The 18,588-nt window shown below is 63.3% G+C and carries 21 protein-coding genes; 9 read left to right on the top strand and 12 right to left on the bottom strand.

Annotated elements, in window-relative coordinates; all coding sequences use genetic code 11:
• Position 1: 1 nt before the first annotated feature.
• The 6 genes from DEVEQU_RS13870 to DEVEQU_RS13845 form a co-directional block, all read right to left on the bottom strand.
• The gene (locus DEVEQU_RS13870) at positions 2-631 is read right to left on the bottom strand and encodes a nucleoside deaminase (RefSeq protein WP_386849571.1); all 630 of its coding nucleotides are present in this window, start codon (positions 629-631) and stop codon (positions 2-4) included.
• On the bottom strand, positions 628-1,401 hold the full coding sequence (locus DEVEQU_RS13865) for an META domain-containing protein (RefSeq protein ID WP_126151186.1): 774 nt from the start codon (positions 1,399-1,401) through the stop codon (positions 628-630). Before DEVEQU_RS13865 ends, DEVEQU_RS13870 begins: the two co-directional genes overlap by 4 nt.
• Before the next feature lie 93 nt (positions 1,402-1,494).
• Positions 1,495-1,989, bottom strand: a complete 495-nt coding sequence (locus tag DEVEQU_RS13860) for an ureidoglycolate lyase (RefSeq protein ID WP_126151185.1) — start codon at positions 1,987-1,989, stop codon at positions 1,495-1,497.
• 3 nt (positions 1,990-1,992) lie between these two features.
• Complete coding sequence (locus tag DEVEQU_RS13855; protein WP_126151184.1) at positions 1,993-2,811, bottom strand: bifunctional allantoicase/(S)-ureidoglycine aminohydrolase; 819 nt, start codon at positions 2,809-2,811, stop codon at positions 1,993-1,995.
• Positions 2,812-2,885: 74 nt separating this feature from the next.
• Entirely contained in the window at positions 2,886-4,004 is a 1,119-nt protein-coding gene (locus DEVEQU_RS13850) for a baeRF8 domain-containing protein (RefSeq protein ID WP_126151183.1), read from the bottom strand.
• 89 nt (positions 4,005-4,093) lie between these two features.
• Complete coding sequence (locus DEVEQU_RS13845; RefSeq protein ID WP_126151182.1) at positions 4,094-4,426, bottom strand: ArsR/SmtB family transcription factor; 333 nt, start codon at positions 4,424-4,426, stop codon at positions 4,094-4,096.
• Positions 4,427-4,476: 50 nt separating this feature from the next.
• Between DEVEQU_RS13845 and DEVEQU_RS13840 the strand changes: the two genes are divergently transcribed.
• Positions 4,477-4,935 (top strand): SRPBCC family protein, encoded by a 459-nt coding sequence (locus DEVEQU_RS13840; RefSeq protein WP_126151181.1) that lies wholly within the window; start codon positions 4,477-4,479, stop codon positions 4,933-4,935.
• Positions 4,932-5,384 (top strand): SRPBCC family protein, encoded by a 453-nt coding sequence (locus DEVEQU_RS13835; protein WP_126151180.1) that lies wholly within the window; start codon positions 4,932-4,934, stop codon positions 5,382-5,384. Before DEVEQU_RS13840 ends, DEVEQU_RS13835 begins: the two co-directional genes overlap by 4 nt.
• On the opposite strand, the gene puuE is transcribed toward DEVEQU_RS13835, so the two are convergent.
• The 6 genes from puuE to DEVEQU_RS13805 form a co-directional block, all read right to left on the bottom strand.
• Positions 5,381-6,799, bottom strand: a complete 1,419-nt coding sequence (puuE, locus tag DEVEQU_RS13830; RefSeq protein ID WP_126151179.1) for an allantoinase PuuE — start codon at positions 6,797-6,799, stop codon at positions 5,381-5,383. The two genes, DEVEQU_RS13835 and puuE, sit on opposite strands and share 4 nt — an antisense overlap.
• Before the next feature lie 108 nt (positions 6,800-6,907).
• Positions 6,908-7,327 carry an SRPBCC family protein gene (locus tag DEVEQU_RS13825; RefSeq protein WP_206437853.1) on the bottom strand — a complete coding sequence of 140 codons (420 nt, stop codon included), beginning with the start codon at positions 7,325-7,327 and terminating at the stop codon, positions 6,908-6,910.
• A gap of 13 nt (positions 7,328-7,340) precedes the next feature.
• The gene (locus tag DEVEQU_RS13820) at positions 7,341-7,760 is read right to left on the bottom strand and encodes a DUF1801 domain-containing protein (RefSeq protein ID WP_126151177.1); all 420 of its coding nucleotides are present in this window, start codon (positions 7,758-7,760) and stop codon (positions 7,341-7,343) included.
• 4 nt (positions 7,761-7,764) lie between these two features.
• Positions 7,765-8,202: a DUF1801 domain-containing protein gene (locus tag DEVEQU_RS13815; protein WP_126151176.1), complete on the bottom strand. Its 438-nt coding sequence runs from the start codon at positions 8,200-8,202 to the stop codon at positions 7,765-7,767.
• Positions 8,199-8,528, bottom strand: a complete 330-nt coding sequence (locus DEVEQU_RS13810) for an ArsR/SmtB family transcription factor (protein ID WP_126151175.1) — start codon at positions 8,526-8,528, stop codon at positions 8,199-8,201. Before DEVEQU_RS13810 ends, DEVEQU_RS13815 begins: the two co-directional genes overlap by 4 nt.
• A 67-nt stretch (positions 8,529-8,595) precedes the next feature.
• Complete coding sequence (locus DEVEQU_RS13805) at positions 8,596-9,576, bottom strand: LysR family transcriptional regulator (protein WP_164550404.1); 981 nt, start codon at positions 9,574-9,576, stop codon at positions 8,596-8,598.
• Between the two features lie 163 nt (positions 9,577-9,739).
• On the opposite strand from DEVEQU_RS13805, the gene uraH reads away from it, so the two are divergent.
• The 7 genes from uraH to DEVEQU_RS13770 all read left to right on the top strand — a co-directional run bounded on the left by uraH (position 9,740) and on the right by DEVEQU_RS13770 (position 18,580).
• Positions 9,740-10,093: a hydroxyisourate hydrolase gene (gene uraH / locus DEVEQU_RS13800; RefSeq protein WP_126151173.1), complete on the top strand. Its 354-nt coding sequence runs from the start codon at positions 9,740-9,742 to the stop codon at positions 10,091-10,093.
• 3 nt (positions 10,094-10,096) lie between these two features.
• Positions 10,097-11,563 carry a xanthine dehydrogenase small subunit gene (gene xdhA, locus DEVEQU_RS13795; RefSeq protein ID WP_126151172.1) on the top strand — a complete coding sequence of 489 codons (1,467 nt, stop codon included), beginning with the start codon at positions 10,097-10,099 and terminating at the stop codon, positions 11,561-11,563.
• 160 nt (positions 11,564-11,723) lie between these two features.
• Positions 11,724-14,054: a xanthine dehydrogenase molybdopterin binding subunit gene (gene xdhB, locus DEVEQU_RS13790; RefSeq protein WP_126151171.1), complete on the top strand. Its 2,331-nt coding sequence runs from the start codon at positions 11,724-11,726 to the stop codon at positions 14,052-14,054.
• Positions 14,055-14,201: 147 nt separating this feature from the next.
• A complete protein-coding gene (xdhC, locus tag DEVEQU_RS13785; RefSeq protein WP_126151170.1) occupies positions 14,202-15,056 on the top strand; it encodes a xanthine dehydrogenase accessory protein XdhC in 855 nt (284 codons plus the stop codon).
• Position 15,057: 1 nt separating this feature from the next.
• On the top strand, positions 15,058-16,575 hold the full coding sequence (locus DEVEQU_RS13780; protein WP_126151169.1) for an ABC transporter ATP-binding protein: 1,518 nt from the start codon (positions 15,058-15,060) through the stop codon (positions 16,573-16,575).
• Positions 16,572-17,657, top strand: a complete 1,086-nt coding sequence (locus DEVEQU_RS13775; protein WP_164550403.1) for an ABC transporter permease — start codon at positions 16,572-16,574, stop codon at positions 17,655-17,657. Before DEVEQU_RS13780 ends, DEVEQU_RS13775 begins: the two co-directional genes overlap by 4 nt.
• On the top strand, positions 17,654-18,580 hold the full coding sequence (locus DEVEQU_RS13770; protein ID WP_126151168.1) for an ABC transporter permease: 927 nt from the start codon (positions 17,654-17,656) through the stop codon (positions 18,578-18,580). Before DEVEQU_RS13775 ends, DEVEQU_RS13770 begins: the two co-directional genes overlap by 4 nt.
• The last annotated feature ends 8 nt before the right edge of the window (positions 18,581-18,588 follow it).

Below are 18,588 nucleotides of genomic sequence, written 5' to 3'. Positions count from 1 at the left end.
CTCAGGCCAGGTGAATGCCCTTGTTGCCCTTGTCCGCCTGATAAGTGGCCGACAGGTTGTTGTAGAGCGCGTTGATGTCGTCGATACGCCCGGTCAGGCTCTCGCGATGGTCGCGGTCGAGGCCGGCGATCAGTTCCTGCAAGCCATGGCTGGTGAAAAAGGCGTTGCTGCGATTATAGAGCGGGCGATCCGGCGAGGCCGCTTCCATGCCCGGCTCGGGTACCGCATAGACCGCTTGCAGGATCTGGATATCGTAGGGAATGGCGAAGCTGTCGCGGCTATCCTGGTGGCTGAACAGATAATAGAAATTGTCGAAGCCCGACCAGGTGATGCCGGAAAGGCAAAGCGAGCAGGGTTCGTGGGTGGCGAGGAACAGGCAGTCTTTCGTCTCCGGGCGCTCGTCTGAGGGCAGTTCAAAGAAGCGCTTGATGGCGTGCATTTCGCCGTGCCACAGCGGATTGTCGATCTCGTTATTGGTTTCGGCCACCACCACCGACAGGTCTGACTTGCGCAGGATGGCGGCGCCGAAGAGCTTGTTTCCCTTGGCCACGCCCTTCGATGTCACCGGAGCGATATCGTGCTCGATAACGTCGAGCAGGCGGGAAACGAGATTGGCAGTGTCCAAGTCTATTGCTCCTTGGCGGCAACGAAGCCGATCAGCGGGATGCCTGCAGCGTCGAGCAGACGCAGGCTGTTGTCGCTGACCTCATAGCGTGAAACCGCCGCCAGGGCAGCGAAAAAGCTCAGCTCTTCCGCCATTGCATCGGGAGCGCAGGCCATGCGGGTCGCCGCTGCCGGGCCAAAGCTCAAAGCTGCGCCATCAATGCTCGCTTCGGTGAAGTAGCGGTTGCAGCCGCCAAAGCCACTGGTGCGCAGATCGGCTTCGATCGTCATGGTCGGTTTGCGCTGGCCGGTCACCGGTTTGCCGCCAATGCTGGTCGCTTCCCATGCCTGTCCAATGAGCGCCGGGTCGGGCATGGGCAAAATCGGCTCGGGGGTGGGCTGCACCGGCTGGCTGGCCACCCGCTGCACGAGAATGCTGAGGCCGGTCGGGTTTGCGAGGTCTATCGGGACCGGCGCGGGCGTGGCGAACACCAGCATGCCGCCATGACGGATTTCGGCGACCAGCCCATAGCGGCCGGGCGTCCTGTCGAGGCTGCTGCGCACATTGAGCGAGAAGCTGAGTGGGGATTGCGCCTTGGTGCCGATGGTCTGGCCGGCGCCCACCACCGGCTTGCCATCGGGCAGGGACACCACGCCGACATGCAGCACGGCGCCTGCCGGCAGGGCCATGCGCTCGCGATAGACCACGTCGCCGGAAAGGGTCAGCGGTGCGGCCAGTGCCGGCATCAGCATGAGCAGAAAGGCCGCGATGACCTGAGCGAGGCGGGACGCAAACATAGCCAAATTCCTTCAAGGGTCGACGCATTCTAGCGCAGTCCCCATCGGGGCGCGACCGACTCTGCCCATTAGGGTTACGAGGCCGGCGTCAGATCAACGCCTGATCTCGATTGGCGTTTCAAAGAAATGCTCTTCGAGATTATTGCCGTCGCCGCCACGATCGACCACCAGATAACGGCTCTCTCTTTCGAGCGGCGTCAGCACGCCGTGCCAGGTATTCATGGCGATGTTGACGCCTTGGCCCGCTGCCGGGGCAAAGGCGCGCAGCCGGGTCGGCATGCCGCCCTGGTCTTCGGCCACGATCACCAGCCATGGCGCGTCGGACAAGGGATAGAAGGCCTGGCTGCCGAGAGGATGGCGCTCGACCATTTTCAGCGCCAGGGGCAGGGCGTAGGGCTGGCCATGGAAGATCGAGATCAGCGGGCGCGGATGCACGCCGCCCAGCTCGATCCGCGCCAGATCGTGGTAGCGCTCGGTCATCCCCGAATTGATGGGATAATGGTGGGCGCCTTCGGTGGTGATCACCTGCCCGAAGGGGGCGAAGGCCTCGGCAGTCAGCGGTTCGATGATGACAGGGCGGTCGGTCATGGCTCAGAACGGCAGCTTGGCGTGGCGGTTGACGTCCTTGTAGAGCAGGTAGCGGAAGCGCTCCGGCCCGGCATAGCAGGCCTGCGGGCAGAAGGCGCGCAGCCACATGAAGTCGCCGGTTTCCACCTCGACCCAATCGCGATTGAGCCGGTAGACCGCCTTGCCTTCGAGCACATAGAGCCCGTGCTCCATGACGTGGGTTTCCTCGAAGGGAATGACCGCGCCGGGCTCGAGGGTGACGATATTGACATGCATGTCGTGGCGCAGATCGGTGGGTTCGACGAAGCGGGTCGTGCCCCAACGATCATTGGTGCCGGGCATCCAGCGGATGGGCTCGTCCTGCTCGTTGGTGACGAAGGCGGTCGGGATGTCGATGCCGTCTACCGCCTCGTAGCGCTTGCGCACCCAATGGAAGCGCACGGGGGCGGTGGATTTGTTGACCAGGCTCCAGGCGCAGCCGGGCGGGAGAAAGGCATAGCCACCCTCCTTGAGCAGATGCGTCTCGCCCTCCACGGTCAGCGTCATCTGTCCGGAGACCACGAAGAGCACACCTTCGGCTTCGCGATTGGGCTCAGGCCGCTCGCTGCCGCCGCCGGGAAGCACCTCGACGATATATTGCGAGAAGGTCTCGGCAAAGCCGCTGAGCGGGCGGGCGATGATCCAGGCGCGGCTGTCGCGCCAATGCGGCAGGTAGGAGGTGACAATGTCGCGCATCACCCCGGCCGGCAGGAAGGCATAGGCCTCGGTGAAAACCGCGCGCTGGGTATGCAGGGTCATCTGTCCGGGCAGTCCGGCGGGCGGGGTGGCATAGGTCGAGGTCATGAGGCGCTACCGAATAAGGGGGTGGCGAGACTGGCCCGCCACCCGAATGCTTAGCGGCAAGTCGGGGCCTTTGGCTAGACGGTGTAGCGCAGCACCGCGGCAAGGTCGCCCTTGCCTGGGATGTCGTCGCGCCGGACGGCCATCACCGTTGCGCCACTGGCCAGCGCCCGGCCGGCGATTTCATCGACGATCCCGTAGTCGACCGCATCAGGCGTATCCGAGAAGCTGATGGCGCCGTTTTCCTCGTCAATGGTGCCGTTGACGACATTGTCGATGTCGACGAGCAGGGTATCGATGGCGCCGAAAGTGGCGGCACGGGCGGCATCGGAGAGATCAGTGGTTGCCCGGTTCTGGCCGTTGCGGGTGTCGAACAGAGTAGCGAAGTCGGCAATCTTTCGCGCATAACGGGCATCGAGCACCTTGCGGGCGGCATCGGCCAGCTCGCCTTCAGTCAGTCGGTCGGGGCTGCCGGCAATGATATCAGGCTCGAAATCGAGGCCGCTGACGGAGCGAACCAGCGATGCCACAGGCTCGGTGGCGGCGAGGATCAGCGGCAGGTCCTGATTGGCGAGGACCGGGCGCAAGGCGGCATCGACGCGGCGGATATATTTGGCCAGCTGCACCTTCTGCCCTTCCGAGCCGTGGATGCGGCGGCTATGCGAACGATCATTGATCGTGGACTTGTTGACCGCATCGGCCGCGCCATCTGGAAAGCCCGATACGTCGACTTCGCTCGCCGGCAGGTCGGCGGCGATCTCGACCAGGCGCACCTTGTTCTCGGAAATGGCCAGCACATGGGCGGCATTGCGGAAGGTCACGGCGCGCAATAGCGGCTTGAGATGGAAGCGATCGGACACCTCGACCATATCGGTCAGTCGATTGGCCAGGCGGAACGTGCGGATATTGTCCGGGGTGGCAAAGATGGCGAGGCTGTGCGCCTGCTGGCGCCAGAAATCGTCGTCCTCGGCCAGATCGTCCAGTTCTTCGATGAGGCTGGCAAGACGCTTCTTGTCGATACCCGCGTCTGCCAATTGGGTCAGGGCATCCTTGCCCAGATTGCCAAAGGTTATCCTGCTTTTTTCGATATCCTGGGTGAGTGGCGTGGTTTCGAGGTAGATGGAAACGCTGGCGTCGTCTCGTGCGGCTCGAAGGGCGGTGAGGTCCTTCTGGGTCGGGATGTCGACATAAAGCATGCGGCCAAAGTCCTTTCAGTGACAGAGTTACTGAAGGCAAAAGGCCTGCCCGCCGGGTCTGTTCCGAAATCGGCCTGACAATAGCGTGATCAGACGGCGGGCTCTTCGACATGGCGCTTGAGACGGCTGAGCATGCCGGCGGCATAGGCGGCGTAGGGGCCGATCCAGCGTTCGTGAATGGCGTGAACAGGCATTGCATCGAGGTGGTTCCAACGCTCGCGGCCGCGCTTTTCGGCGACGACGAGCCCGGCATTCTCCAGCACGCCCAGATGCTGCATGACGGTGCAGCGGTCCAGACCGGGAAACCGGTCGCAGAGCATGCCTGTCGTCAACGGCTCTGCTTTCAGCGCATCCAGAATGCGGCGGCGCGCGCGGTGGCTCAAGGCCTTGAAAATCAGGTCGTCGGCGTCGTCATTTGACATGTTATAAAAATATAACATATTGTGATCGAGGTCAAGCCGAGGAGGTTGGTATGGCTTATGAGTTCACAGTGGGTGGACGTATATCCCGTCCGGTCCATGACGTGTTCGAGGCGGTGGCCGATCCGGCCAGGCTGTCGGGCTATTTCACCACGGGCGGCGCCAAGGGCCGGCTCGAAACCGGCGCCGTGGTGACCTGGGACTTTCATGACTTCCCCGGCGCTTTTCCGGTGCATGTCGTCGAAGTCGTGCCCGACCGGAAGATCGTGCTGCGCTGGGATGCGCCGCCCGATGATGATGCGGCCGGCCTCTACCAGACGACGGTAACCATGACCTTCGAGGCGCTGGAAGATGGCCGTACGTTGGTGCGCATCCACGAGGCGGGCTGGCGCGAAAACGAAGCGGGGCAGAAGGCGTCTTATGGCAATTGCGAAGGCTGGACCGGCATGCTGGCCGCGATGAAGGCCTATGTCGAGCACGGTATCAACCTGCGGGACGGCTTCTACAAATGAGCACGGTGACCGCACGGGCCGAGTACGAATTTGCCAGTCTTTCGGCCGAACAGGTGTATGACGCCTGGCTGATGCCTGAACGTGCAAGACAGTGGATGACCGCGCAATTGCAGGCAAAAACGCCGGACGAGGTTGTTACCCGGGTAGAGATCGAGCCGGTGACCGGCGGAAAGTTCGTCTTCGCCGATAGCCGGGATGGGTCGGAGGCCTGGGGCACCTACAAGCGCCTCGATCGGCCGACCCGTATCGCATTCAGCTGGTTCGTGACACCCGAAGAAGAGGCAGAGGACAGTTCGCTGGTGACGCTGGAGATCGAACCGCGCGGCAAAGGGTGCCAGGTGCGGGTCACGCACGACATGGACGCCGAATGGGCCGAGTATGTCCCCCAGACGGCAGCGGCATGGGGCGCGATGTTGGCCGCGATCGATACAGCGTTCGGTTCGCGCTAGGGCAGAACTGCCTTCAAGCGCAGCAGGGCGATGCGTTCGACCTGGGCGCAGGCGGTGGCAAATTCCTCACCCGCCGAATTGGCCAGGCGTGTCTCGAAGTTTTCGAGGATCGAGGCCTTGGTGTGATCGCGTACGGCGATGATGAAGGGGAAGCCGAATTTTTCGACATAGGCGGTGTTGAGCGCGGTGAATTTCTCGCGCTCGGCATCGGTCAGCGCGTCGAGGCCGGCCGAGGCCTGTTCGGCTGTTGAGTCGGCGGTGAGGCGCTTTGCAGCGGCCAGCTTGCCGGCCAGATCGGGGTGGGCCCGCAGCACGGCGAGCCGTTCTTCGGGCGTCGCCAGGCGGAACTGGGTCCGCAGCGCGAAATGCAGGCCGATGGCGGTGTCATTGGCGGGCCCCATCTCGCCTTCCCAGGCGCGGTCGGCGATCCAGTGGGAATGCTCGAAGATCGAGCCGAAGCGTTCGACGAACGCCGCTTTCTCCATCTGGCTCGGCACCATTTCTGGCGCCATATAGGGATGTTCCTTGGCCCAGTGCTGGGCAATCTCGAGCCGGGTGGGGATCCAGACCTTGTCGAAGCCCTTGATATAATCGACGAATTTCTTGAGCCCTTGATAGCGCCCCGGTTGTCCCACCAGACGGCAATGCAGGCCCAGCGACATCATCTTGGGTGAGCCCGCCTGGCCTTCGGCATAGAGGCAGTCAAAGCTGTCCTTGAGGAAGGTGAAATATTCCTCGCCATTGTCGAAGCCCGGCGCGGTCACGAAACGCATGTCGTTGGCCGAAAGCGTATAGGGGATGATGAGCTGCGGGGTGCCGGCGATCACCTTCCAATAGGGCAGGTCGTCGTCATAGGTGTCCGAGATATAGGCAAAGCCGCCGGCCTCGGCGACCAGCTCGACGGTATTGAGGCTGGAGCGTCCAGTGTACCAGCCGAGCGGGCGCGCTCCCGTTGCGATGGTGTGGAGCCGAATGGCCTCGGCAATCTGGGCGCGTTCCTCCTCGGGCGGCATGTCCTTGTGCTGCACCCATTTGAGCCCATGGCTGGCGATTTCCCAACCGGCCTCCTGCATGGCGGCCAGCTGGGCCGGCGCGCGCATCAGCGCGGTGGCGACGCCATAGATGGTGACCGGCAGGTTCGCCTCGGTGAACAGCCGATGCAGCCGCCAGAAGCCGGCGCGGGCGCCATATTCATACATGGACTCGACATTGGCGTGGCGCTGGCCGGGCCAGGGTGCGGCACCGAGCACGTCGACCAGGAAAGCCTCGGAGGCCGCATCGCCATGCAGCACGCAGTTCTCCCCGCCCTCTTCGTAATTGAGCACGAACTGCACCGCCACGTGCGCGCCGCCCGGCCAATTGGCATTGGGAGGGGTCTGGCCATAGCCATGCATGTCACGGGGGTAGCGGTTCATTGGGCGGTCTCTTCAAAGTCAGGCTGAGACCAATGGTAAGCAAAAGGCAGGGTGCGGCGCTAGGGGGTGAGCGATGGAGTGTCGCGATCCACCGTTCCGCGCCCGCGCCTAATCCAGCGTCCCCACCAGAGTATCCAGCTTGTTGAAAAAGCCCTTCCAGCCGGCATGGGCGCCGCCATAGGCCTGTTTCTGGTCGGCGTGGAAGCCGGATTGCTCGACGCGCAGCATGGTGCCGGTGCCGCTGGGAGTAAGCGTATAGGTGACGACACTTTTCAGCGCATAGGTCGGGTCATCGTTGGCGAAGTCCCAGGTATAGGAGAGGCTGCGCTGGGGATCGATTTCAAGCACTTCGCAGTCGAGTACGCCGCCCCATTCGCCGCGCAGCTTGAACTTGTGGCCGACCACCGGCGCGAAATCGTTCTGCATCAGCCAGTCGGCGATCAGGTGCTGCTGCGTCAGCGCGCGCCAGACCTTTTCAGGCGCATGGGCGAGCTCGCGCTCGATGACGACGGAGCGGGTTTCGGCGATGCTCATGAGAATCTCACGTTTTGGTTTTGGCGGGTTTGGCGCGGTTGGCGGCAGCGGCGTCACGGATCAGGGCGATGAAACCGGCCTCGTTGATGCTCTCGCCCTCGAAGAAATCGATGGCGCGGCGCACATTGCCCTCAAGGCTGGAATTGAAGAGTTTTTCGGGGTCGGCCAGTGCGGCGCCCTTGGGGAAGGTGGTTTTTACGTAAGCCTTGTAAACTTCGCCGGTGCACAGAATGCCGTCCGCCGACCATACCGGCTTGCCCCATTTCCATTCCTCGGCCACGTCGGGCAGCGCCTCGTGGATGAGCCGGCGGATCGTGGCGAGCTTTTCGCCACGCCAATCGGGCAGGGCGGCGATGCGCTGGTCGATGAGTTCGCTCGGCGTGGCGCCGGTAGCGAGGTCGGCGGCACTGTTCTTCGAAAAGGCCATGGGGCTACATCCTTTCGCCGGGCAGGAGGCTGGCCTGCTTGACCCACTCGGCGAAGCGGCCTGCGTCGAATTCATCGGTTTCGTAAATGTCGAGATAGCGCACATGCGCCTGCTTGGACGTGCCCGGCGGGACCGGATCGAGATGGGCGCCCTGGAAGAACGAGACTTTCACGTAGCGGGTGAGGCAGTGAAAGCCGAGGAACCAGACATCCGTCTCCGTTCCGTAAAGCGGGGAATTCCACTTCACCGCCTTTTCGACATCTGGCAGGGTTTGGGTGATCACGGCGTCGAGGCGGCGGCCGACTTCGGACTGCCAGCCGGGCATGGCGGCGATGTAGCGTTGCACAATTTCGTCGCCATAACCCTTGGCGATTTGCGGATTGCCGCCGGCCAGGCGGACAATGCCATCGGGCCCGGGCTTTAGGGCGGGGCGCCGGGTCATTGATCCATCCTTGTCAGTGTGTTTTCCAGCGCATCGAGACGCGTGTTCCAGAAGCTGGTCATTTCGCGGGTCCAATCCAGCAGCGGCGCCAGCGCATCGGTGCGGGCGGTGTAATGGGTCTGGCGCCCGGCATGGCGGTCCTGCACCAGGCCGGCCTGCCTGAGCACTACCAGGTGCTTGGAGACGGTGGGCTGGGATACGCCGGCCCAGTCGGTGAGCGCGCCCACAGTCTGCTCGCCATCGCGACACAGCCGCTCGAAGATCGCCCGCCGCGTTGGATCGGCGAGAGAGCGGAAGAGCAGGTCGTGGGGCAGGGGTGCTGACATATATTCACCGTTGGCTATGAATTAATTCATAGCTGAATGGCTATGCATGTCAAGCGTCCGGGCTTGCTTAAATCGCCCCGGGCATGGACAGGCTTTCGAAATAGCCCTTGGCGTGTTCGTAAAAGATCGCCGGCGCCAGGTGCAGGGCGCCACCATTGCGCACCAGAATGCCGAAGCGATTGGTGGGCAGGCCGCCATCCTGCAATTGCTTGAACACCAGCCGCCCGGCGGCAATGTCGTTCTGGGCGCCGATCGGGGTCATGATCGAGGCATAGTGCCCGCCCAGTGCCAGCTCCACCAGCATGCGGATCGAATCCACCTCCACCAGCGGCGGGGTGATGGCGGCCGATGAGCGCAGGAACGGCTCGATGACTTCGCGGATGGAGATTTCCGGCTTGCCCACGGCCAGTGGGTGTTCGAGGCACTGGGCCATGGTGAGGTTCTGCGCCGTCGCCAGCGGATGGTCGGGGGTCATGACCACGCCGATGCTGACGTCGCGGCGAAAGGCGATGTCGACATGGCGCGTTGCCTTTGCGGTGAAGCCGAAGCCGATATCGACCCGCTCATCGACCAGCCGCTCGATGACTTCGGCCGAGGGCACGATGGAAACATCGAGATTGAGCCGGGGATAGCGGCGACCGAAATCGCTGATCAGCTGCGGCAGGAACGACAACCCGACACTTTCCACCGTGGCGATGCGTACCGAGCCGGCCCGTACCCCGCGCAACATTTCGATTTCCGACACCGCCGCTTCCATCGGCGCGGCAAGGCGGCGGGAATGGCGGAACAGGATTTCACCGGCCGGCGACAGGCGCAGGCGTCTTCGTTCGCGCAGGAACAGGGCAATGCCCAGTGCATCCTCGAGCTGCGCCACCTGCCTTGTGACCGCCGATGAGGCCACGTTAAGCCGCCGCGAGGCCTCGCGGATGGAGAGGTGGGTGGCCACGGCGTTAAAATAAAGCAGCGAGGGCTGGTGGAACACCCGCGCCAGCAGGCTGGCCGAAAGGGCATGTTCTCGCGGCCGGTCCGGGGGCTGACGAGGATCCATGCTGGTGCTCCGTTGTTGCCGAATTGGCAGCATAGTGCTTCCAATTTAAGAGTATCAAGAGCAGTAACGCGTGTTATGGTCGGGACGGGGATGACTTTGATTGTGCATGCTGCGGTTCGGACCGGCCCCATGTTTCGACCCGGCATGCGGAAGGAGCAGCAGCATGGCGGACGGACGCCTCACCACTCACGTCCTGGACACGATGCTTGGCAAGCCGGCGCGCGGCATGCGCATCGAGCTGCATTTCGTGCATGGCGACCACACCCATCATCTGCTCGACAGCTATACCAATGAAGATGGCCGCGTGGACCAGCCCTTGCTCGGTCCGGATCAGTTCCAGCAGGGCGAATTCGAAATCCGCTTTCATGTCGGCCAGTATTTCGAGCGGCTCGGCGTCGAAATCGCCACGCCATTTCTCGATGTGGTGCCGATCCGCTTCACCATTTCCGAGGACAAGCACTATCACGTGCCGCTGCTGGTAAGCCCCTTCTCCTATTCGACCTATCGGGGGAGCTGAGCCATGGTCGATGTCGCCAATGCCATCCGCTTCCTGCTCAATGGCGAGGAGGTGACGCTGACCGATGTGGCGCCGGACCTGACCCTGCTCGACTGGCTGCGGCTGGAGCGGCGGTTGCGTGGCACCAAGGAAGGTTGCGCCGAGGGCGATTGCGGCGCCTGCACGGTGCTGGTCGGCCGGCTTGCGGGCGAAGAGATCATCTATGACTCGGTCACCGCCTGCATCCGCTTCGTTGCCAGCCTGCATGGCACTCATGTGGTGACCGTCGAACATCTGCGCGGTGAAAACGGCGTCTTGCATCCGGTGCAGCAGGCCATGGTCGATCACCATGGCAGCCAGTGCGGCTTCTGCACACCCGGCTTCGTCATGAGCCTTTATGGCTTGTGGATGCGCGAACCCAATCCGACGCGCCCGGCCATCGAGAAGGCGTTGCAGGGCAATCTCTGCCGCTGCACCGGCTATGCGCCGATCATCCGCGCCGCCGAGTCCCTGTCCCAATATGGCCAGCCGCAGGGCGATCCGCTCTGGGCCGAACGCATCGCCGCCCGGGCCCGCATCCAGGCGCTCAATGATGGCAAGCGGGTGGAATTGGGCGCTGGCGACAAGAAGATTTTCATCCCCGCCAGCCTTGACGATTTTGCCGATATCTACGCCGCCAATCCGCAGGCGCGCATCGTGGCTGGTTCCACCGATGTGGGGCTCTGGGTCACCAAGTTCATGCGCCCGATCGGGCCGGTGATCTTTATCGGCCATCTGCAGGAATTGCGCCGCGTCGTCGAGTCCGAGACCGGTGTCGAAATCTTTGCCGGCGTTTCCTATTCGGATGCCTTCCCGCTGATCGAGACCCGTTTCCCGCACCTCAATGAATTGTGGAACCGCATTGCCGGCGAACAGATCCGCAATATGGGCACGATCGGGGGCAATATCGCCAATGGGTCGCCCATCGGCGATACGCCGCCGCCCTTCATCGCCCTGGGCGCTACTTTGCGGCTCCGTCGCGGCAGCGAGCGGCGCGACATCGCGCTCGAGGACTATTTCCTCGCCTATGGCAAGCAGGACCGCCAACCGGGTGAGTTTGTCGAAAGCATCACGCTGCCCGTGCTTCCCGAAGGCGAGCATTTCGCCACCTACAAGATTTCCAAGCGCCGCGATGAAGACATTTCGGCGCTGTGCGGCGCCTTCCGGGTCGCGGTTGGTGGAGACGGCATGGTGAGCCTGGCGCGCATTGCCTATGGCGGCATGTCCGGAACGCCCAAGCGCGCCAGCGCGGTGGAAGCGGCGCTGCTCGGCAAGCCCTGGACGCTTGAAAGCGTGGAAGCTGCCCTGCCAGCCTTCGCCATCGACTACCAGCCATTGTCCGATATGCGGGCTTCGGCAGAATACCGGCTGCTGACGGCGCAAAACCTGCTCAAGCGGTTCTTTCTTGAAACGCAGGGCCAAAGCGCGCGGCTGACGCGGGAGGTGGCGTGATGGGCGTTCTCGTGACAGGCCCCCTCATCCGCCCTTCGAGCACCTTTTCCCGCGAGGGGAGAAGGGACGTGCAGTGGCCAGAGAGGCACCATGCTAGCCTTCTCCCCTTGTTGGAGAAGGTGGCTCCCGCACAGCGAGAGACGGATGAGGGGTTTTGCCCATGAACAAGCACGAAGCCGCCATCAACCTTTCGCTGCTGCACACCAATACCCGCCATGACAGCGGGCCCAAGCATGTGACGGGCACCGCCGAATATATTGACGACATGGCCGAGCCGCTGGGCACCATGCATGCCTATCTTGGCCTCTCGACCAAGCCGCATGCCGAAGTGCTCGGCATGGATTTTACCGATGTCCTGAGTGCGCCGGGGGTGATCGGCGTGCTCACCAATGCCGACGTGCCCGGCGCGCTCGATATCAGTTCGGCGCATGTGCATGACGAGCCGCTGTTCGCTGATGGCGTGGTGCATTTCTGGGGCCAGCCGATCTTTGCGGTGATCGCTGAAACCCGCGATCAGGCGCGGCGGGCGGCGCAACTGGCCAAGGTCGACTATCGCGATCTCTCCTTTTTCACCGATGTGCGCTCGGCCCAGGCGGCCGGCGGCAAGGAAGTGACCAAGCCGCTCAAGCTCGAACGTGGCGATGTCGAAGCGGGCATGTCATCAGCCCCGCGCCGCCTCAAGGGCGCCATCACCATTGGTGGGCAGGACCACTTCTATCTCGAAGGCCAGATCGCGCTGGCCATTCCGGGCGAGGACGAGGATGTGATCGTCCATTCCTCGACCCAGCACCCGAGCGAGGTGCAGCTGATTGTCGCCAATGCGCTGGGCATCCGGCAGAATGCGGTGACGGTCAATGTGCGTCGCATGGGCGGCGGCTTTGGCGGCAAGGAAACCCAGGGCAATCTCTTTGCCGTGGTGGCGGCGCTGGCGGCCAAGAAATGGAACCGCGCCTGCAAGCTGCGTCCCGACCGCGACGACGATATGAGCGCCACCGGCAAGCGGCACGATTTCGTGGTCGATTACGAAGTCGGTTTCGACGATAGCGGCAAGATCCACGCCGTCGACGCGCTCTATGCGGCGCGCGGTGGCTTTTCCGCCGACCTGTCCGGCCCGGTGACCGATCGGGCGCTGTTCCATTGCGACAATGCCTATTGGTATCCGGCGGTGCGCGCCAAGTCGCAGCCGCTCTATACCAATACCGTCTCCAACACGGCTTTCCGCGGTTTTGGCGGGCCACAGGGCATGATGGGCGCTGAGCGCTGGATCGAGGATATCGCCTATGCGCTGGGCAAGGACCCGCTGGATATCCGCAAGGCCAATTTCTACGGCACCGACACCGACAATATCACGCCCTATCACCAGACCGTGGAGGACAATATCGTCCACCGTGTGGTGGACGAGCTGGAAAAGAACGCCGACTACCAGGCGCGGCGCCAGGCTATTCTGGATTTCAATGCCGGCAATGCCATTCTGAAAAAGGGCATTGCGCTGACGCCGGTCAAGTTCGGCATCTCCTTCACCGCCACCTGGTACAATCAGGCCGGCGCCTTGGTGCATGTCTACAAGGATGGCTCCATCCATCTCAGCCATGGCGGCACCGAGATGGGGCAGGGGCTCTATATCAAGGTGGCGCAGGTCGTCGCCGACGCCTTCGGGGTCAATCTCGATACCGTCAAGATCATGGCTACCTCGACCGGCAAGGTGCCCAACACCTCCGCGACTGCTGCTTCATCGGGCTCCGACCTCAACGGCATGGCCGCCTGGGACGCTTGCGAGCAGATCAAGACGCGGCTGTTGGCCCATGCGGCAAAACTCTATGGAGCCGAGGAAGCCGATTGCCAATGGGTGCAGGGCGGCATCGACGTCGGCCGCAAATTCGTGCCCTTCGCCGAGCTTGCCGCGTCTGCCTATATGAACCGGGTGCAGCTGTCTGCGGCCGGCTTCTACAAGACCCCGAAAATCCATTGGGACCGCGCTACCGGCAAGGGGCACCCCTTCTATTACTTTGCCTATGGCGCCTCGGTCAGCGAAGTCAGCATCGACACGCTGACCGGCGAATATACGGTCGATCGCGTCGATATCCTGCACGATGTCGGCAAGTCGCTGAACCCGGCCATCGATATCGGCCAGATCGAAGGCGGCTTCATCCAGGGCATGGGCTGGCTCACGACCGAGGAGCTGGTCTGGGACGCCAAGGGCCAGTTGCGCACCCATGCGCCCTCGACCTACAAGATCCCGCTGGCCTCCGATATTCCGCCGGTTTTCAATGTGCATCTGACCGAATGGTCGGTCAATCGCGAGCCAACCATCGGTCGCTCCAAGGCCGTTGGCGAGCCGCCCTTCATGCTGGCCATGAGCGTGGTGGAAGCCCTCAGCATGGCGGTGGCGAGCGTCGCTGACTATAAGATCGCCCCGCGCCTCGATACCCCGGTGACCCCAGAGCGGGTGCTGATGGGCGTCGAGCGGCTGAAACGGGAGGCGCGCGGGTGAGATTGGTCACTGACTTCATTGCAGTACCCCCACCCAACCTCCCCCTGATAGGGGGAGGGGCCGCTCCACTCGGATACGAATTTCTCGCGTTGTACTCTGATCTTCTCCTCCCCCTTCTTGAGGGGGAGGCCGGGTGGGGGTATTTCGATGAGTGAAGACCTCACCACTTTCCTCTCCGCCAATCCCCACGCCATCGTTTGCGAACTGACCGAAGTGCGGGGATCGTCGCCGCGGGAGCGGGGCACGTTCATGCTGGTGGGCATGGGGGCGATTTTCGGCACTATTGGTGGTGGGGCGCTCGAATATATGGTCATCGACCATGCGCGGCGCCTGCTGGTCGAGGGGCGAGCCGAGGAGGCGATGGATGTGCCGCTCGGCCCTGAAATCGGCCAGTGCTGCGGCGGGCGCGTCGAGGTCGGGTTGCGCTATGCCGATGCGTCATTGCGCCGGGACCTCGTCATGCGTATTGCCCAGGAAGAGGCGTCGGCGGCGCAAGTCTATATTTTCGGCGCCGGCCATGTGGGGCGGGTGCTGGCGCAAATCCTGGCGCTCTTGCCGGTGCGCATCGAGGTGATCGATACCCGCCAGGCCGAGCTCGACATGCTTGCGCCCGGCATTGCCCATCGGCGGGTTGCCATGCCCGAAGCGGTGGTGCGCGCGGCGCCCGCCGGCAGCGCCTTCGTCATCATGACCCATGACCACGCCCTGGATTTTCTGATTGCCGGGGAGGCACTGGCCCGCCGCGACGCCGCCTATGTCGGCATGGTGGGCTCGAAGACCAAGCGCGCCAAGTTTTCGAGCTGGTACCTGCAACAGGGCGGCAATGAGGATGCGCTCGAGCGATTGATATTGCCCATTGGCGCGCAAGGGCTTGGGGATAAACGGCCATCGGTGATTGCGGCACTGGCAGCCGCTGAAATTATAGTCCAGATTGGGGGACGGGAAGCATCTGTCGGGCGCAAGCCCACCCCCGCAATGGAGGGGGTGGGGAGTGGACGCTGACATGCATAATCGCCTGGAATTGAGGGGCATCACCAAACGGTTTCCCGGCGTTCTCGCCAATGACAACGTTTCCTTCTCGGTCAGGCCCGGCGAAATCCACGCTCTGCTCGGCGAAAACGGCGCCGGAAAATCCACCCTCGTCAAAATGATCTATGGGATCATGCAGCCCGATGCCGGCGAAATCCTCTGGGATGGCCAGCCGGTGGTGGTGCAGAATCCCAAGGCGGCGCGCAAGCTGGGCATCGGCATGGTGTTCCAGCATTTTTCATTGTTCGAGGCGCTGAGCGTGCTCGAAAACATCGCGCTGGGCATGGATGCCAAAATCCCATCGCGTGAACTCGAAGCCCGCATCCGCGAGGTCATGCAGACCTATGGGCTGAGCCTTGATCCGCACCGGACTGTGGCGACCCTCTCGGTGGGCGAGCGCCAGCGTATCGAGATCGTCCGCGCGCTGCTGCTCAATCCAAAACTTCTGATCATGGACGAGCCCACTTCGGTGCTGACGCCGCAGGAGGTGGAGCAGCTGTTCACCGTGCTGCGCCAGCTGGCCAGCGAGGGGTGTTCCATTCTCTATATTTCGCACAAGTTGCATGAAATCAAAGCCTTGTGCGATACCGCGACCATCCTGCGCGGCGGCAAGCTGGTGGATACCTGCGATCCGAAGCACGAAACCAGCCGCTCCATGGCCGAGAAGATGATCGGCGGCGGGCTCAAGGATATCGTCAAGGCCGAGGGGCGTGCTTTCGGGCCGCCCAAGCTGGTGGTCAACCGGCTGGCGACCCGCAAGGGCGGCCATTTCGACGTGCCGGTCGATGATGTCAGCTTCACCGTGCGCGCCGGGGAAATCCTGGGCGTTGCCGGCGTGGCGGGCAATGGGCAGAACGCGCTGCTCGATGCACTGTCCGGCGAGATCAGGGGCGATGATCGCGAGGCCATCACCATTGACGGGCTCGGCATCGGCATGATGGACACCACCGAGCGCCGCCGCCAGGGCCTTTGCGCCGTGCCGGAAGAGCGCAACGGCCATGCCGCGGTGGGCGATTTTTCGCTGGCCGACAATTCCGTTCTCACCGCCCGCGATCGGCTCGGCATGGTGGTGATGGGCCTGATCAATTCGGGCGCCGCCCGCACCTATACCGGCAAGGTCATCGCCGAGTTCGCGGTCAAGGCGCTGGGGCCGTCCTCAACCGCCGGTTCCCTTTCGGGCGGGAATCTCCAGAAATACATCATGGGGCGGGAAATCCTGCAGAAGCCCAGCGTGCTGGTCGTCAGCCAGCCGACCTGGGGCGTCGATGCCGGTGCGGCCGCGGCCATTCACCAGGCGCTGGTGGATCTCGCCTCGGCCGGTTCGGCCATCGTGGTGATCAGTCAGGACCTCGATGAATTGCGGGCGCTATGCGACACGCTGGCGGTGATCAATATGGGACGGCTGAGCCCGGCGCGGCCGGTGGGGGATTTTAGCGTGGAAGAAATCGGCCTGCTCATGGGCGGCGTGCATGGAAGCACGGAGGCGGCATGATGCAGATCCGCCTCGAAAAGCGCCTCGAACCCTCCAAGACCATGCTCTATCTGACGCCCATCGCGGCCGTGCTGGTCACGGCGCTGGTGGGCGCGCTGGTGTTTTCGCTCATCGGCTATGACGGCATCGGCGCGGTGCGCGAAATCTTCCTCACCCCGCTGCTCAATCCGCTCAAATGGCAGGATCTGGCGGTCAAATCGGCGCCGCTGATCATCATCGCGGTGGGCCTCTCCATCGGCTATCGCGCCAATGTGTGGAATATCGGCGCCGAGGGGCAATATGTGCTCGGCGGTCTCGCCGCCACCGGCGTGGCCCTGCTTACTCGCGACATGAGCGGCCCCTGGATTCTGCCGCTGATGATCGCTGCCGGCATTGCCGGGGGCATGGCCTGGGCGGTGGTGCCGGCCTTTCTGCGCACCCGCCTGCAGGTCAACGAAATTCTCACCAGCCTGATGCTGACCTATGTCGCCATCCAGCTGCTCAATTATCTGGTCATCGGCCCGTGGAAGGACCCGATGGGCTTCGGCTTCCCGCAGACGCGGATGTTCACGTCCGACCAGATGCTGCCCAACATCATTCCGCGCACCATCGTGCATCTGGGCGTGCCCATTGCCATTGTCGTGGCGTTGGCCGCCTGGTTCTTCATGAGCCGGTCGGTGTTCGGCTACCAGATCAAGGTGGTCGGGGCGGCGCCCGACGCGGCGCGCTATGGCGGCTTCTCTGTCAACAAGACCATCTGGCTGGCCCTTCTGACCAGCGGCGCGCTGGCGGGCCTCGCCGGTGTGCTCGAAGCAGCCGGGCCCTTCGGGCGCATGGTGCCGTCCTTCCCCACCAATTACGGCTTTACCGCCATCATCGTCGCCTTTCTGGGGCGGCTGCATCCGGTGGGCATCATCTTTGCCGGCCTCGCCATGGCGGTTGCGGTGGTGGGCGGGGAGGTGGCGCAGACCACAATCAAGCTGCCGGTGGCCGCCGTGGGCATTTTCCAGTCGATGATGCTGTTCTTCCTCTTGGCCAGCGACGTGCTGGTGCGCTATCGGCTGCGCTTCGGCGCGACCCGTGAGTTGGAGGCCTCCCGATGAACGCCGATCTGCTCATTCCCATCATCATCACCCTGATCGGTGCGGCGACACCCATCCTTATCGCGGCGCTGGGCGAACTGGTCGTCGAAAAGAGCGGCGTGCTCAATCTGGGCGTCGAGGGCATGATGCTGATCGGCGCGGTGGTCGCCTTTGCGGTGACCTATCACACGGGCAATCCCTGGCTGGCCATCCTGTGCGCGGCCATTGCCGCCTCCGCCTCCTCGATGATCTTTGCCTTCCTCACCCTTTCGCTCTCATCGAGCCAGGTGGCGACCGGGCTGGCGCTGACAATTTTCGGCACTGGCTTCTCCGCCCTGTTCGGGCAGGCCTATACCGGCAAGCCCATCGAAATCTTCCGTTCGGTGTTCCCGACCGAGCTGGCCACCGATCCGTTCTGGCGGCTGATATTCGGTCATAGCCCGCTGGTCTATTTCTCGCTGCTGCTGGTCTTTGCCGTCTGGTGGTTCCTCAACAAGTCGCGCGCCGGGCTGATCCTGCGGGCGGTCGGAGAGAACGACTTTTCCGCCCATTCCATCGGCTATTCGGTGATCGGGGTGCGCTATGCGGCGGTGGCCTTTGGTGGCGCCATGGCCGGGATTGCCGGCAGCTGCTTTCCGCTGCTGCTCACCCCGCAATGGGCCGAAAAGCTCACCGCCGGCCGCGGCTGGATCGCGCTGGCCCTGGTGGTGTTCGCCGCCTGGCGGCCGTTCCGCCTGCTTGCGGGCGCCTATCTCTTCGGTCTCGTCATGACCATCGAGCTCTACACCAAGGCATCGGGCAGCATGGGGCTGCTGCCGTCCGAATTCTGGGCAGCGCTTCCCTATCTCGCAACGATCGGGGTGCTCGTTCTGATCTCGCTGCGGCGGTCTGGAAATTCCGCCGCGCCTGCCTGCCTGGGCAAGCCGTTCATGCCCGGCCAATAACCACAATA

The organism is Devosia equisanguinis (assembly GCF_900631955.1).
Classification (GTDB): domain Bacteria; phylum Pseudomonadota; class Alphaproteobacteria; order Rhizobiales; family Devosiaceae; genus Devosia; species Devosia equisanguinis.
The sequence above is the reverse complement of the archived record's forward strand: the minus strand, read 5'-3'. Positions and strand labels throughout refer to the sequence as shown.

Bases quoted from the DNA above. Each gene is read 5' to 3' on its own strand.
- DEVEQU_RS13865 (WP_126151186.1), bottom strand. From the start codon at position 1,401: ATGTTTGCGTCCCGCCTCGCTCAGGTCATCGCGGCCTTTCTGCTCATG.
- DEVEQU_RS13860 (WP_126151185.1), bottom strand. From the start codon at position 1,989: ATGACCGACCGCCCTGTCATCATCGAACCGCTGACTGCCGAGGCCTTC.
- DEVEQU_RS13855 (WP_126151184.1), bottom strand. From the start codon at position 2,811: ATGACCTCGACCTATGCCACCCCGCCCGCCGGACTGCCCGGACAGATG.
- DEVEQU_RS13850 (WP_126151183.1), bottom strand. From the start codon at position 4,004: ATGCTTTATGTCGACATCCCGACCCAGAAGGACCTCACCGCCCTTCGA.
- DEVEQU_RS13845 (WP_126151182.1), bottom strand. From the start codon at position 4,426: ATGTCAAATGACGACGCCGACGACCTGATTTTCAAGGCCTTGAGCCAC.
- DEVEQU_RS13840 (WP_126151181.1), top strand. From the start codon at position 4,477: ATGGCTTATGAGTTCACAGTGGGTGGACGTATATCCCGTCCGGTCCAT.
- DEVEQU_RS13835 (WP_126151180.1), top strand. From the start codon at position 4,932: ATGAGCACGGTGACCGCACGGGCCGAGTACGAATTTGCCAGTCTTTCG.
- puuE (WP_126151179.1), bottom strand. From the start codon at position 6,799: ATGAACCGCTACCCCCGTGACATGCATGGCTATGGCCAGACCCCTCCC.
- DEVEQU_RS13820 (WP_126151177.1), bottom strand. From the start codon at position 7,760: ATGGCCTTTTCGAAGAACAGTGCCGCCGACCTCGCTACCGGCGCCACG.
- DEVEQU_RS13815 (WP_126151176.1), bottom strand. From the start codon at position 8,202: ATGACCCGGCGCCCCGCCCTAAAGCCCGGGCCCGATGGCATTGTCCGC.
- DEVEQU_RS13810 (WP_126151175.1), bottom strand. From the start codon at position 8,528: ATGTCAGCACCCCTGCCCCACGACCTGCTCTTCCGCTCTCTCGCCGAT.
- DEVEQU_RS13805 (WP_164550404.1), bottom strand. From the start codon at position 9,576: ATGGATCCTCGTCAGCCCCCGGACCGGCCGCGAGAACATGCCCTTTCG.
- uraH (WP_126151173.1), top strand. From the start codon at position 9,740: ATGGCGGACGGACGCCTCACCACTCACGTCCTGGACACGATGCTTGGC.
- xdhA (WP_126151172.1), top strand. From the start codon at position 10,097: ATGGTCGATGTCGCCAATGCCATCCGCTTCCTGCTCAATGGCGAGGAG.
- xdhB (WP_126151171.1), top strand. From the start codon at position 11,724: ATGAACAAGCACGAAGCCGCCATCAACCTTTCGCTGCTGCACACCAAT.
- xdhC (WP_126151170.1), top strand. From the start codon at position 14,202: ATGAGTGAAGACCTCACCACTTTCCTCTCCGCCAATCCCCACGCCATC.
- DEVEQU_RS13780 (WP_126151169.1), top strand. From the start codon at position 15,058: ATGCATAATCGCCTGGAATTGAGGGGCATCACCAAACGGTTTCCCGGC.
- DEVEQU_RS13775 (WP_164550403.1), top strand. From the start codon at position 16,572: ATGATGCAGATCCGCCTCGAAAAGCGCCTCGAACCCTCCAAGACCATG.
- DEVEQU_RS13770 (WP_126151168.1), top strand. From the start codon at position 17,654: ATGAACGCCGATCTGCTCATTCCCATCATCATCACCCTGATCGGTGCG.